The sequence below is a fragment of the Proteiniphilum acetatigenes DSM 18083 genome (assembly GCF_000380985.1).
GTDB lineage: Bacteria > Bacteroidota > Bacteroidia > Bacteroidales > Dysgonomonadaceae > Proteiniphilum > Proteiniphilum acetatigenes.
The window spans coordinates 293,048-308,862 of the sequence record NZ_KB905692.1 but is presented as its reverse complement, the minus strand read 5'-3'; the positions used below and the strand labels follow the sequence as shown (position 1 = coordinate 308,862).

9 protein-coding genes are annotated in these 15,815 nt (G+C 43.7%); 1 reads left to right on the top strand and 8 read right to left on the bottom strand.

What is annotated here, in order from left to right; translation table 11 throughout:
• Window positions 1-71: 71 nt before the first annotated feature.
• From F597_RS0100975 to F597_RS0100950, 6 genes are all read right to left on the bottom strand, one after another.
• On the bottom strand, window positions 72-1,103 hold the full coding sequence (locus F597_RS0100975; RefSeq protein ID WP_019537838.1) for an arabinan endo-1,5-alpha-L-arabinosidase: 1,032 nt from the start codon (window positions 1,101-1,103) through the stop codon (window positions 72-74).
• 20 nt (window positions 1,104-1,123) lie between these two features.
• Window positions 1,124-2,626: an L-arabinose isomerase gene (gene araA, locus F597_RS0100970; RefSeq protein WP_019537837.1), complete on the bottom strand. Its 1,503-nt coding sequence runs from the start codon at window positions 2,624-2,626 to the stop codon at window positions 1,124-1,126.
• A gap of 92 nt (window positions 2,627-2,718) precedes the next feature.
• Entirely contained in the window at window positions 2,719-3,408 is a 690-nt protein-coding gene (araD, locus tag F597_RS0100965) for an L-ribulose-5-phosphate 4-epimerase (RefSeq protein WP_019537836.1), read from the bottom strand.
• Window positions 3,409-3,601: 193 nt separating this feature from the next.
• Window positions 3,602-5,143, bottom strand: a complete 1,542-nt coding sequence (locus F597_RS0100960; RefSeq protein WP_019537835.1) for an alpha-N-arabinofuranosidase — start codon at window positions 5,141-5,143, stop codon at window positions 3,602-3,604.
• A 305-nt stretch (window positions 5,144-5,448) separates the two neighbouring features.
• Complete coding sequence (locus tag F597_RS0100955; protein ID WP_019537834.1) at window positions 5,449-9,714, bottom strand: two-component regulator propeller domain-containing protein; 4,266 nt, start codon at window positions 9,712-9,714, stop codon at window positions 5,449-5,451.
• Between the two features lie 17 nt (window positions 9,715-9,731).
• Window positions 9,732-11,672, bottom strand: coding sequence for a glycoside hydrolase family 97 protein (locus tag F597_RS0100950; RefSeq protein WP_019537833.1), 1,941 nt, complete (start codon window positions 11,670-11,672; stop codon window positions 9,732-9,734).
• Window positions 11,673-11,938: 266 nt separating this feature from the next.
• Between F597_RS0100950 and F597_RS0100945 the strand changes: the two genes are divergently transcribed.
• The gene (locus F597_RS0100945) at window positions 11,939-12,628 is read left to right on the top strand and encodes an NUDIX hydrolase (RefSeq protein ID WP_019537832.1); all 690 of its coding nucleotides are present in this window, start codon (window positions 11,939-11,941) and stop codon (window positions 12,626-12,628) included.
• A 51-nt stretch (window positions 12,629-12,679) separates the two neighbouring features.
• Here the strand turns inward: F597_RS0100945 and F597_RS0100940 are convergent, their stop codons facing one another.
• Window positions 12,680-15,475, bottom strand: coding sequence for an alpha-L-rhamnosidase (locus tag F597_RS0100940; protein WP_019537831.1), 2,796 nt, complete (start codon window positions 15,473-15,475; stop codon window positions 12,680-12,682).
• A gap of 76 nt (window positions 15,476-15,551) precedes the next feature.
• Window positions 15,552-15,815: a hypothetical protein gene (locus F597_RS0100935; protein ID WP_019537830.1), complete on the bottom strand. Its 264-nt coding sequence runs from the start codon at window positions 15,813-15,815 to the stop codon at window positions 15,552-15,554.

The window sequence follows — 15,815 nt, the reverse complement described above, 5'->3', positions numbered from 1 at the left end:
ATTTTTAGTTTGTTTTGTCTGATTTATTCACTACTGAAGTGTTGAATTAGGGGCCGGTTTAGCAACCCATTTTAGTAGATGGCCTCTTCTACGCCGGGCCACTGGCTCTGATCCCATGAGAGCCGGAAAATACGCAGTTTGGACCGCCCTTCGTCGTTAGCATCGTATCCATGGAATACAAGATAATCTTCACCGTCGAAACTGACGACCGCATTATGTCCCACACCATGCCAGTTTTCATCCCCTTCCATCAGGATTGTCCCTCCACCAAAAAGGAGATCTTTTCCCTCTTTGTCATAATAGGGCCCATCGATCTTGTCTGACCTTCCGTATATCATCTTGTAGGTACTTTCCACTCCCTTACAACAATAGTCTATGGATGCAAACAGGTAGTAGTAGTTGTCTTTCCTGAAAACAAAAGGAGCTTCTATCGCATTTCCTCCGGCATCCACCGGATTGTTATCGATTGCCGGCGGATTCTCCTGTCGTCTCTCTTTTTTGCGTGAGGCAATGGTAACCGGCTCTTCACCCGAATAGCAGGATTTGAGGTCATCGGTAAGCCTGACCATCTGCAGTCCATCCCAGAACGAACCGAAAAACAGGTAAGGAACTCCGTTTTCATCAAAAATAAGATTGGGATCGATTGCATTCCAATTATCGACATCGGGCGTAGAGCAGATAACGGCTCCGTGATCTACCCACTCAAAATCGGGATCATCGGGATGAAGCGTCTTGTTGGTCACCACGCCCATGCAGGATGTATTTTTCCCAAAGGCTGATACCGAATAGTAGAGATAATACAATCCGTTATGGTAGCTGATATCCGGTGCCCAGGTATGTCCCCGGTAAGTAGGTACAGCATCGACAGCCCACTGAGGTGCTTCTGCAAATACCGCTTTCTCCCGTTTCCATGTTTTCATGTCGGTCGATGACCAGACAGCGATACCCCTACCTGTAGTGAAGAGGTAGTAGGTATCGTCTTGTTTGGCCATTACCGGGTCATGTACTCCGATCCTTTCCGGTAATTGGTCTGCAGCTTTACCCTGCGGTAAAAAAACAAAGAGGAAAAATACAAATGGAAGAAAGAATGTATTTCTCTTCATAAATTGGAAATTAATTATTTTTACTGCAGCGCTTTATTCAATAAATAGTAAACTTCATTGACTTTGAGTTCGAACTTGAAGTTGTTGATAGTTGTATCTTTATCGATAGTAACCAGCTCGATACCGGCTATTTCGGCATAATCTTCCAGCATTTCGGTGGTCACTGAAAAAGAGAAACTGGTGTGATGCGTTCCTCCGGCCAATATCCATGCACCGGCTCCGACCTCCAAGTTTGGCATTGGCTTCCATAATGCGCAGGCAACCGGCAATTTGGGTAAAGCTTGCGGTTTTACCACTTCCACCTCATTGACAATCATGCGGAATCGGTTACCCATATCCACGATAGTGGCAGCCACCCCTTTCCCTTCATGCGCCTGGAATACCAGACGGGCACAGGTACGGGCATCACCTATCCCAAGGAAATGCACTTCAATGCGTGGTTTCGTTCCTGTAATATCGGGATTGATCTCGAGCATATGCGATTGCAGGATGGTACTGTTCTCCCCATCGAAATTCAGGGTATAATCTTCGAGGAACGATTGTCCACCGGGTAAACCCTGGCCCATTACCCACATGGTACGTACAAGGGCAGCAGTTTTCCAGTCGCCTTCCGCTCCAAATCCATAGCCTTCGGCCATCAGTCGTTGAGAAGCGAACCCCATCAACTGTTTCATGCCTTCCAACTCGTTAAAGCTGGTTGTAAAGGCTTTGGCACCCTTATCCTGGAGGAAACGGCGCAATCCTATTTCCTGTGCTGCGGCATCGCGTACAAACTGATGTTTTTCGGCGCCTTTCCTGCAATCATCGGCAAAGTCGTATATTTGTGCATATTCGGAAACAAGGGCATCGATTTCGTCATCTGTAACTGCTTCCACATACGGAACCAGGGTTGCGATAGGTGCATTGTCGACATGGTATCCCAGACGTATTTCCGCTTCTACCTTGTCTCCGTCCGTTACAGCCACATTGTTCATATTATCTCCAAAGCGGATGATCAACATCCCTTGAGCGTCAGCCCAACCGGCACAAACCCGCATCCATGACGCAATTTTCCGCAGCGTCTCTTCATCTTTCCAATAGCCAACCAAAACCTTGCGGGGCATTCGCAAACGGCTTGTAATATGTCCAAATTCACGGTCGCCGTGTGCTGACTGGTTCAGGTTCATGAAATCCATGTCGATCTCATTCCAGGGTATCTCCTTGTTAAACTGGGTATGTAGATGCATTAACGGTTTCCTGAAATTTTGTAAACCTCTGATCCACATCTTGGCAGGAGAAAAAGTGTGCATCCAGGTGATCACACCGATACATTTTTCATCCGTATTGGCTTCTTTGAATATTTTCTCCACTTCGGGCGATGAATTGGCAGTTCCTTTATAAACCACTTTTACGGGGAGTAGTCCCGCGTCATTCAGCCCTTTGACCATTTCTTCCGAATGGGCATTGACGGTTACTACCGCGTCGCCCCCGTACAGGAGTTGCGCTCCTGTAACAAACCATACTTCCTGATCTTTGAATTGCATAATATTGAACGTTTATGAATTATGAATTAAAAATTAAAAGTTAAGAATTAAAAATTAAGAGTTATGAAATCTTGAATTTTGAATCTGAAATATTATTTCTGTCCGTAATATGCTCCGGGTCCGTGTTTCCTGAAGAAATGCTTTTGGATAAGCAATTCGTTCATGGTGAGGTTCGGGTTGACCTGATAGGCGATAAAGGCCATTTTTGCCACCTGTTCCATTACGACGGCATTATGAACTGCCTCGTGCGGATCCTTTCCCCAGGAGAAAGGCCCGTGATTTTTCACCAGTACGCCGGGGATATGGGCCGGGTTGAGTTCACTGAAACGCTCGATAATAACGGCACCGGTCTCTTTTTCATACTCGCCTTTCACCTCGGGCTCAGTCATATCGCGGGTACAGGGTATATCCCCGCTGAAGTAATCGGCATGGGTGGTACCTATGTTGGGGATGTCACATCCGGCCTGTGCCCACGCAGTGGCATAGGTTGAATGGGTATGCACAATTCCACCTATGGAAGGGAATGCTTTGTATAATTCCACATGGGTGGGTGTGTCGGACGAAGGTTTCAGACTGCCTTCCACTATGTTGCCCTCCAGGTCCACGACTACCATATCTTCGGCTTTCATGTCGTCGTACGACACCCCGGAGGGTTTGATAACCACCCATCCTTTTTCCCGGTCGATACCGCTTACATTTCCCCAGGTAAAGATCACCAGACCGTGTTTTACCAGATCCAGGTTAGCCTGGAATACCTGCTGTTTCAGTTCTTGTATGCTCATTGTCTACTCTTATTTATAGAAGTTTCGTATATATACCACTAAAGCGGAGACATTTAGATATTTTGTGGGAACCCATAGCTTGCAAGGAGCGTAAAAAGAGTAGCTGTCTGAGTGAAACGAGTTCTACTCTTTTAGCGAATGAGAGCTATAATGGGTCACAAAATATCGTCAGTCGAGGATTTAGTTGTATAATTTATTGAAGTTCGATCAATACCACCGATTTAGGCGGCAATACCACCGAAAGACCGCTATTGGAGAGCGAAGCGCCTTTGAAGTCACTCACCGTTACTTTAGACGGTTGCTCAAAAGAATTGTAATCGTTTATCTTTGCGGAGGTAAGCATTTTACCACTTACCTTCTTTGCCGATGCACCAACCAACTGTGTTGAGATACGTTGTTCATTGTTAGGATCGGCATTTACCAGCGTGATATGAATTTTACCCCCGGCATTTTTAGAAGCGGAAACGCTTACCGCGTCTATCTCTTTGTCACCCTGGCGGTACTTATTGCTGGTAAAGGAAATGGGCAAAAGCGTCGCATCCTGATGTACCTTGTAGAGATGGAACACCCAGTAAGTAGGAGTAAGTATCATCTTTTCCTCGTCGGTAAGTATCACAGCCTGCAGCACGTTCACTGTCTGGGCCAGATTGGCCATCTGTACCCGCTCACTGTGGTTGTTGAAAATGTTCAGGTTGATACCCGCTACGATGGCATCGCGCAAGGTGTTCTGCTGATAGAGAAAACCAGGGTTAGTACCGGGCTCCACATTATACCATGTGCCCCATTCATCAATAATCATTCCTACTCTCTTTTGCGGGTCGTAACGGTCCATGATGGCCGAATGTTTGGTGATCAGTTCGTCCATGAACAGTGTTTTTTCGATAGTAGTGAAATATTCCTCTTCATCGAAATTGGTTGCCGAACCTTTATCACCCCAATTCCTGGGTACAGTATAGTAATGCAGTGATAAGCCCTGCATATGGCGGGCAGCGTTCTTCATCACAGTCTCCGTCCAGTTATAATCACCCCCGTTAGCACCGCAGGCAATGCGGTAAAGACGATTGTCGCCGTAATTGCGGCAATAGGTGGCGTAATGGCGATACAGGTCGGAATAGTAGTCAGGCGTCATATTACCGCCGCAACCCCAGCTTTCGTTCCCGACACCCCAGAATTTCACTTTCCAAGGTTCTTCACGACCGTTCTTGCGCCGCAAATTAGCCATTGGGCTTTCACCATCGAAAGTGATATATTCGATCCATTTCGACATCTCCTCTACTGTGCCGCTGCCTACATTTCCGCTGATATAGGGTTCTGCGTCGAGTTGTTCGCACAGGTCGAGAAATTCGTGCGTACCGAAACTGTTATCTTCCACAACTCCTCCCCAATGGGTATTGATCATTTTAGGGCGATCCTCACGGGGACCTATACCGTCCATCCAATGATATTCGTCGGCAAAGCAACCACCCGGCCAGCGAAGGTTGGGAATACGGATATCTTTCAGTGCCTGCACCACATCGTTACGGATACCGCGTGTATTGGGAACTGACGAGTCTTCACCTACCCAATAGCCGCCATAAATACAGCGTCCCAGATGTTCGGAAAAGTGGCCGTAGATATGCCGGTTGATGGTGTTCTGTCCACGGTCGGCCTCGATGATCAATCGGTTCTGGGCCGAGATTGATATACTACCGATAAGCAGTAGTAGTGCCACTTGGAATGTTCTTTTTGATTTCATGAGTCTCTGCTTTTTTATTGTTTATGTTCATCTGATTTTATGTAAGATATAAGTCATAAAGGTCTCGTTTACAGAACACGGCAATAGTCATTTTTCAGATAACAGACAAATAAGCGTAAAGTTAATACTTATTATTTTATTACCTATATTGTCAATCTGATTAGTAATTATTACATCGCATAATTCTTAATCCTAAGTGAGATCGTATATAGATATCACAAAAATAAAAAGCCAGTGACCTCCTAAGGTGGACAAATGACCATTTAAAGAGGAAATTCAGCTTAAAACAGGAAATAACAGTTTTTTTACGGTTTATCTTCATCATTATCGATTAATTTACTTGGAGTTATGTTGAAATGTCTGGAAAAGCAACGGGTAAAATATTTCGGATCGTTGAATCCCACATCATAAGCTATATCTGAAATGTTTTTATTCTTTGTTTTCTTATTATGGAGGATCTGGCTGTAAGCTATATTGAGTCTGTAAACCCTTATGAATTCCCCTGATGATCTGCCACTTAGTGCATTCAGTTTGTTATTGAGAAGAGATTTACTCATTCCCATTGCTTTTACAAAATCTCCTGCCGAGAAATCCGGATTCTGATAATTATCCTTCATCACCTCTAATACGCGATCCATAAACTTTTTATCATTCGACTCCTCATCCATCTCTAAAATATCAGTACTCATCTTTTCGGAGAACAATTGCTGATAGCGTTGCCGTGCCTTCAGGATATTCCTGATACGGGTTATCAGCATCTCCTCATCGAATGGTTTTATAATATAGGAATCCACACCCACACGGTAGCTATCGAGCTGGGCTGTTTCAGATGATTTGGCTGTAAGCATCAGGAAGGGGATATGTGAGGTGGACATCTTCTCTTTCACCCTTTTCGACAGTTCTATGCCATCCATCTCCGGCATCATCAGATCGCTGATGATAAAATCGACATGATGGCTGTCGAGTATTGTAAGCGCTTCAACGCCATGGGTGGCTTTGAGTGTATTATAGCTGGAGGAAAGGATAGAACAGATGTAATTTCTCATATCGTGATTGTCTTCGACCACTAAAAACGTCAATCTCCCTTTCTGTTTGTTTTTCTGTTTTTCTGTCGATTGCCCTGTTTCGGAATCACCGCGTTTATCGACCATTTGATGGTCTGTCCCGCCCGATTGCGGGTTTGATCTGTATAGCGGGAGAAGGATCCGGAATGTACATCCCGCTTTTTTATTATTTTTAACCCATATAGATCCCCCTAAGAGTTGGATAAGCTGTTTGCACAGATATAACCCGATCCCTGTACTACTTTGCCCATATACCGGAAATATGGTGCGATGGCGGGATTGATAAAAGCGCTTGAAAATTTTTCCCAGATCTTCTTCCGGGATACCTGCTCCTGAATCCTTTACAGCAATGTATAATTTTTCTTCGTCTGTTTTCCTGTCATGGACTGGCCTTACATAGACAGTTATATTGCCTCCATTCGGGGTATATTTGATAGCATTCGACAAGAGATTTATCAATATTTTATGCAGTGATTCACTGTCGAAAAAAAACAGCGGGTCGGACAGTGAAAACCGTCTCAGCAGGGATATATCCCGATCCTGTACCTGTGGTTCAAAAGAGGAGAGTATTGACTCTATGGAATGCAGAAAATTATCTTTAGCAAATGTTATCTCAATCTTTTTCGATTCCACTTTTTGAAAATCCATTAACTGATTCACAAGACTCAACAGGTATCTGGAATTTCTTTCCACATAATTCAGTTGTTCAATCACATACGGATCGGAACTCAATCGTATGGCACGTTGTGCCGGTCCTATGATTAACGTGATCGGAGTCCGGAATTCATGGGAAATATTGGTAAAAAATTCCAGTTTGTCCACGTGCATTCTGTGTACTTTGCGGGACATTTTTATCAATTGGTTTTTTTGTTGGGTGATCTTTTTATTTTGCTGACTCAGGATCAGATTTTGTTGGGATAATTCTCTCTTCTGTTCAACCAATGTTTCTTTTTGCAATTCCAACTCTTTGGTACGTTCTTCCACAATCTGCTCAAGAGCTCTCTGTTGTGCTTCGTAAGATCTTATATGACGAAAATACCATAGGAGAAAAGCTGAAATAAGCAGAGCCAGGACAATCAGTGCAAACCATGTTGTTTTATAGAAATAGGGTCTGATATAAATTTGCAATTCAGTGATCTCTCCCAGGTCGATTTGATTTTTCGGTACATACTTTACCTGGAAAGTATAATTTCCCGGAGGCAGATTCATATATCTCGCGGAGTGCATATTTTGCGCCAGTTCAATCCATTTCTCTTCATATCCTGCCAGCCGGTATGCGTATACAAAATTGGGCGTGGTAGTAAAGTTCAGGGCAGAGAAATCAATTGAAAAGGATTTATACTTCTCATGCAAAACAATTTTATTTATCCGGGAAATATCTTTTTCAATGATCTTCCCGGGGTAGATCTTTTCATTTTCCAGATAAAAATCAGTTAAGGTCACCCTGTAATTTACTGGTTGAGGTTTCATAAGTGCCGGGTTGAGCGCTATCAATCCGCTTAAAGTCCCGAAATATAGTGTGCCGTTTTTGGCTTTATGATAAGCATTCCAGTAGAATTGATTATTTTCGATCCCGTCATTCCTGAAAAAATTGATAAAACTCTCCTCTTCCCTGTTAAAACAAGAGAGTCCATGGCTGGTACTGATCCATAAATTCCCGAAATCGTCTTCCAATATACCTTTAACACTATTGTTCGCCAATCCGTCTGCGATATTGTACGATTGAAACGAATAAGTTCCGTCGCCGTTCTCAATTCTTTTATAAAAGCCGAAACCGTCGCTTCCAAGCCAGAGCACATTGTCAGAGTCGAGACAGAAGCTTGTAATCTTTTCGACCAAAAAAGATTGCGGATTATCCAGTTTATATCTGTAATGGTGAAAACCGAATTGGTTGTGGTTTCTACTGTTCAGGTCAATCGCATACACACCTTCCTGGCTTCCTACCCATAAAAATCCCTTATTATCTACAGCCATCCCGATAATACCCTGGATATTGGCAAAAGTATCAATGGGAGCCGGAATAATTAATTTGTCGTTATCCAGATCATAGAAGTATAATCCCTGATTAGAGCCAATCCACATGACATTGTTGATATCATCATAAAAAAGACCGCCGATCAGGTCGATCAGGAGTTCGGGGTATTTACCGGAGTTGATATAGATGGATGAGGGTTTAAACGGATTATCTTTATCAATAACCGAAATACCATATCCCCAGGTACCTACCCATAGCCGGCTTTTATTATCAATACTTAAAGCACTTACGGAATTATGGCTGAGACGGGTAGAAGAAGAGTCCGTGAAATGAGAGAATGTTTCCTCTCCCTCCTTCTTCAGATTCAATCCTCCTTCAACAGTACCAACCCACAGGTTGTGTTTTTCGTCTTCTAATATGACATTGACCGGATTTTGTGAAATGCTTCCTCTTTCATTGTTCCTATGGGAATAGCTTTTTATGTCCAATGTGTTGGAATTGATCTTATTGACCCCACCGGTTTCAGTACCGCACCATAGACTATTCCCGTCATAATAGATCCGACTGATAAAATTACTGTTGAGTCCGTTTATGCTGCCGGAACTTTCGGAGAACACCTGTTCAAAACCATCTGTCATAGGGTTATAGATGTTTATTCCCTTCAATGTTCCGATTATTACCTGATTGGTTTCGGTTAATGCCAGATCAGAAATATAATTATGGGATAAGGAGGTGAGGTCCAAAGGATTATTCTCATAAACCTTTACAGCGTCTTCATTCCTGTAGTATCTGTACAAACCGTGTACGGTTCCGATCCAGACTTCATTCTTGTCGGGAAGAAATTTCGTCAGGATACTGTTACTCCTGAATTTCAGGTTTTTTGATATGGGAACCGCTCTCAAATTATGATTATTATGGGTGTATAGTTTATATATGTTATCGTTATATCCCGCCCAGATATTACCGTCTCCGTCCACATCGTTCATCGCTATATAGCGTACCGATTGCAAATTTTCAGGAAGCCTGAATATATCAGCTATCCCTCCCTTTTGATTGAAATGTATTTTATAGATATATCCTGATAAAAGCCAGATATTTCCTTTATTGTCTTTTATGATATTTTTTACCGGATTTTTCAGAAATGCTGTCATTTCAGGATCAATCTCTTCGAACAAATTCACCAACTCTGAATTCTCAAGATCCAGAATATCCAATCCGCCGTCAGATGCGATCCACAATCTGTTGAAATTATCTTCGTACACCCTGTGTACAGAATTCCCCTTCAGTGTAACCGGAGAAGTTTCCATCTGGTAATTCGTAAAGGAAAAACCATCATATCTTGACAATCCGCCCCCGGTAGAAAGCCAGATAAAACCTCTGCTGTCCTTGTAGATATCATCTATATAATTATGCAATAGCCCATCTTCCATAGTGAGATAAGAGATATTACAATTGTCTCCGGACAATTGTAAATGCTGTGCATGGAGGGAGAGAGGGAGCAACAGGCATACAGATAATAACTGGCGCTTCATGTATCAGGGATACTTCTTTAATTTTTCAATATCATTCCACTGCCGGATTGTATTTCCAATGTGATTTCACCGCTCTTTTCAATATTTACCTGTTCCAATTGCGGAGAACGGTCTTTTCTGTCGGAATATATATTCACTTTCGTATCAGAGAACATCGGAAGTTTCACCTTCAGTTTCTTTATTTCTTTTTCGGCATTGATGGCTGCCACATACCACTGCTCGGCGTAACGACGGGCCAGTATTACATACTTCCCGGGATAACCGTCGATAAACACTGTCTCATCCCAGAGGGTGGGCACCTCTTTCATAAAATCGATAACGAACGGGGGATATTCGACCAGGTTGTTGGGGGTAATACCGAAATTCTGCACGGGCGTCTGAAAGAGTATGGCTGTGGCCAACTGGAATGTTTCTGTTGTCCTGCGTTCGGTTCCTCCGTCGTTATTACGGTTGTGACGCTTGTTCAGTAAAACCGGCCCGAAATCCATGGACGCCACACTGTTCCGGATAAACGGATGCAAGGTTGCGTTATAGGCTTCGGTATCATTGGCATGTTGGGTGAAGATCAGATTTTCGGAAGCTAGCACTGCTTCACTTCCTGCGAAGTTCGGATACATCCGTTCCCATCCCCGCGGTAATGTACACCCGTGGAAGATCACCGCCAGACCGTAATCGTTGGCATCCGACAGGATATCTTCGTATAACTTCATGGTTTCCTGCTTGTCGCCGCCAAAGAAATCCACCTTTATCCCTTTCGCACCGATACTTTTTAGCCAGGCCATCTCTTTCTTGCGGGCTACGGAAGTGTTCATCCTGTTTTTCGGTCCTTGTGGAGCATCGCTCCAGAATCCGTTAGAGTTATACCACAGGCAAATACCTACATTTTTAGAAGCAGCATACTGCGCCAGTTCTTCTATCTTTTCACGACCTATGCGGGTATCCCACCAGTTATCTATCAGTACCAGTTCATACCCCAATTCAGAAGAGAGATCGATGAATGTCTTCTGGTCTTCGTAGTTGATACTTCCGTCCTGCCAAAGCAACCAACTCCATGTAGAACGTCCAAACCCGTATTCTTTTGAAGGCTCATATAATGGTTCCACTACGTCGAACGCAATAGTGGTTTCAACGATCGGTTTCAAATTGTCACCCACCGTAATTGTACGCCAGGGTGTTTCACCCGGCAATGAAATCGCCGGTTTGGCACTGCCGATACCGTTATTCTCACCCTCCTCCGGAAAGGCAATTGTGTAAAGCCCCTCTTTTGTTCCTTCACTCAGTTTTGATCCGCAGTACAGACTGCTGACACCGGTTTCTGAGATTAACGCCCAACCGTTATCCCCCACATGGAACAATCCCGGAAAAGTATATCCTACACCATATTTGGAAGGCGTGCCGACCGGTTCATCGGGCATATACTCCTCTTCGTAACTCGGTTTGGTGCGCATCCAACCGATCATGGGTGTTGCCTGAGGTGTAAGAAATGTAGTTGTCTGTTGCGGAAATTTGAATCCCGTCAATTCCTTTTCAATGATGCAGCGGGCTGTCTCACCATTTTGAACTAATGCGTATTTGAACGCGATATCGTTGTTGCTGACCCGAAAAGTAACGGTAATCTTTTCTTCCTGCGGTGTTTGATAGGTACAGACCACCTCGTTTGCCAGGTATTCCACACGGCTTTTCTTAATCTTAGGCTCATTATATGTTTTGTTGACAACCTGTTCTCTTTTCTCTACAAATACCAGATCCTTACTAAAATCACTTACATTGGTGATCATTCCTAATGGAGAATCTTCCAGAATAACTTTCCCTTTATAGTTTACGTTGTAATTCAAAGTTCCTTCTTTCAGAAAAACCGAAACCTGCAGATTCTTATCCGGACTCACTATAATGAAATCATTGGCAGAAATATACTGAAACAGGCAAATCGTTAATAATAAAGTCAATAATTTCTTCATGATGATAAAATACTATTATTTTCTCTCGCTTAATGAAATAGATTTATTGTGACAAAGTTAATAATAAGTGTAATAACGTACACTTATTTTTTTATGTTTAAAAACATAAAATTGAAGATATTCATTTTTACCTCATACTAAGGTTATTATATCAAGATGATCTTTTCATGATAATCGTATGCAGTGGTATTACATATATTCAAATACAGGAGATTGGTGAAATATATTGTACCTTTGCGCAAAACACAAAAAAGGAGATATTTTTAATGGCGCCGTTTTATATAGAACAAGAGAAGTTTTTACTATCGGTCGATTGTATAATACTTGGCTTTAAAAAAGGAAAATTGTATTTATTGATCTCGAAACGAAAATTCGAGCCGTTGAAAAACCAGGATACCCTGATGGGAGGATTCCTGCGTTCTGACGAAAATCTCGAGGATACTGTTTCGCGCGTACTATATGAATATACCGGCATTAAGGATGTTTATATGGAACAGGTGGGCACATATGGAAGTATCCACCGTGACGAAGGTGAGCGTGTGATCTCTGTCGCTTATTATGCCCTTATAAACCTTGAATTATTCGATGAGGAACTGTGTAAAAAACATAACGCCCGCTGGGAGGAGCTGGATAAAGTAGGTAAATTGATCTTCGACCATAATCAGATGCTGGAGGATACAATAGAAATACTGAGAAGAAAAGCAGCTACCCAGCCATTAGGTTTTAACCTGCTTCCCGAAAAATTCACCTTGCCGCAATTGCAATCTTTGTATGAAGCCATTTATCAGACTAAACTGGATAAACGCAATTTTCGTAAAAGGATTCTGGATATGGATATACTAGAGAAACAGCAGGACAAGGATAAATCAAACTCGAAACGGGGAGCATTCTATTATAAATTCAACAAGGAGAAATACGACCAGTTACTCGAGAAGGGGTACTATTTCTCTTTGTGATCAAGCATGAAAACCGCTCACACCCCGGAAATAGTTTTAATCATATAAAAATTATTTGGGTCTAAGTTCCTGAATGATTACCGGGTCTAATAAACCGGAGGGAACGACATCCCAGTGGTCGAACAGGGTAGGTTTATATGTTATGCTTACAAAATTAATCTCGTGAAAAATGCGCCAATCCACGCCCCGGCGGTCATAATCGGCGATGCGGTTTGCCGGAAGATTCGTCACATCGATCTCTATGGTGTTTTCCCCGTCATGCAGGAACGAACCGATCATTGCTTCGAACGGTACGGCAAACAATGTACCTGCGTCTTTCCCGTTTACTCTTAGCCGGGCACTTTCCCGCACATCACCCAGAGAAATACGGTATTCATGTCCGGGTTCTTTGGTGAAATCGAATGTCAAACGATAACGTCCTGTACCCATATTCTTTTTCAGGATGTCATTATCAAGATTCGTCCATGAAGTGAGCGTATCGAGATGAAACTGTTCGGCCACCGCCGGTTCGCTCTCTTCGAAGCTTAACTCCCAGCCATTGTTGAGATCAATCTGTTTTCCCGTGGGTTGATAGTATGCCCACTCCCCGGTGATGGTGTTCTTCCCGGAAAATGTTTTCAGGATAATGGATTCCCCGGGTTTGAGCTGCATGTACACCTGTGTTCTGCCATTATTTTGTCGTATGGCGGCTTGCCCCTTTCTCCCGGTCATCGGATCGAAGAATATGGCGCTTCCTGCCTTTACCCCCAGCGTTATCCACCCGTCGACGGAGTTATTATGTAACATGGAGAAAAAGTAGACATGTCCGTTTTCATGCGAGCGCCGGATCAGTTGTCCGCCTTGTTCCGATACAAAAGTTTCTTCGTTTTCTTTCCATTTTGCAACCATTTCCCGGTAATCGGTTCCGGTAATAACGGTTCCTTTCCCCAATGGACGGACAGACATATTCTCGAAGGCCCTAACCTGTGGAAATTGGGACAGCGAGATATTGAACCGCTCTCTCCTTTCCTTCAGCTGCGACAGTCCCGGGACATCGGAAGGATAATGTTCTGCGAAGATCACGGTTGCCCCTTGTTCTGTCAGTTTTTTTATCTGTTCCATTGTTTCAGCAGGGATATATTTTACAGCCGGCAATATCAGGGCTTTGTATGTTGTTCCTCCTTCTGTCTTCAGCAATCCGTTTTCAACGGAGGTTGTCCCGATGAAATGGTCGGAGATATAATCGAGATCGTAGCCACATTCCATGATCTCTTCCACTGCATCGCAAAAATCGGGCAGTCTCTCCCGCATACCGTGAATGGCGAATGTGGTGAAATAGTGATCGCGTTGTGCTTCCCAGATATCGTAGATAGGGAGATACAGCAGAAAATCGTTATCAGGCTTTCCGATTTGGAGGAATGATTGTATCCGTGCTATATAATTGAAAAAAGCGGGAGCATCTTTCCATATGGTATTGGTGGGCGACATATCCACCGATGCATAGAATTTCCAACCCGGCCATGCGGCATCCTTAGGGGAATAGGTGGTGCCGTGGAAATAGACACGGTTTACCCCTGAGATAAACATCTGATCGATCTCCGGTTTACATTGGGAGAGGGAAGTCCTGAAATGTTCGGTCAGCCAGGTGAATGTTTCGGAAGAGGTATAGGGCTTTCCTGCCACATGGGCTGCAGACGAAGCATATTTGAGGATAGTCGGGTCACTATCGTTCTCTTTACGGATGGAATCTTTCCTCAAATAGGGGATATCGAAATTGGTGATACCGAACGATTCGCATTCGGGTATATCTACAGATGCATAAAGATCCAGCAGGTTTGCCGGTGATCCGTGTGCCTGATTCCTTGTTTTTACTCCATGTGCGTGGGCCCATTCCGTCCATGTCAGCGTGAAATTCTCTTTCAGCAATTCTCCGATGGTTTCCCTGTAATCAGTAATGACTCGTGCGGAGATATCCGTCGCTCCGTTCGCCAGAAGTTCAGGGAAATAATCCTGCAGTTCGTATCCTCTCCTTTTTTCAAATTCGTCCAACAGTTCCGGTGTCCAGTCTGCGCCGTACACTTCATACGAATCGTTGAAGAAGGTATTGGGGAAAGGGGTATTGTTTTCGGCAAAAGCAGTATCGAATTTTCCGAGATAACGCATAACCGCCCTTTTATCGAAGTGGTTGATGACATAACCCTCTCCTCCCGGAGCAGCTCTCTTTACCTGTTGCCGTGTCTTTCCTAAAAACAGGGCAATCAGTTTATAATCTTTTCCCTGCGGAGCAAGCCAGTCAAGCTTCCCTTCCGCCGATACTTTATCCGTGATATCCACTTTCTCCCCATCCGGCGAGTATGCAATAAGTTTATCTAACCGGGCAAACGCTTTTTGCCTTTTGTCCCGCACCATGACCGGTTCATTGAGTGGTTGCCCTCCTTTGAGCCGGTATTCTTCAAATATAGCCATAGTTGCGGCATCTTCCAGGCTCACCTCGGGACCACCAAAAGGCCATCCTGTACCGTTATTCATATCTACACCCATTCCCAAACGGGTAGCTTCGGAGATAGTAAAATCGAGTATACTCATCCATTCAGGTGAGAGGTAGTCCAGATAATAGGCTTCACGGCCTTTTATACCGTAGATAGGGGTAATTTCCACACCTCCGATACCGGCTTTACTTAACGCTTCCAGATTGTATGCAAGGGTTACAGAGTCCACATCGTTTCCCATCCACCACCAACGTGTCCAGGGTTTACACTCGTTGGTTATCTCAGGCCAATCAGTGTCATATGCGGATCCTACAGAGGAAGAGCACCCCATCAATAAAAGCGGGAGTAATATCCCTATGACTACTGCTTTTTGTATCATTATCCTAACAATTTTGGAATGCCTGATCTCAAAGTTTTCTATTCCCCTCAGAGCTCTTCAGATTCATTGCGTATTATTAAACCATATCCAGCACACCGTTTGAATAATGCCATTCGGTGAGCGGACTTTTGAAACGTACATCTTTCCCCTTGGGTATCTCCACTGTACTATGATATACGGTACCGTCATCCACTCCCACAAATTGGGTTACGGGTTGCGCCAGGATATTGTCGGCTACAGCCCTTATTGCTTCTTCATCCGCTTTTGTCTGTGCATATGACGGTAGTACGATTGTAGAGGACAAGGCAAAGCATAAGGCTATATAAGAAATTGTCTTCAT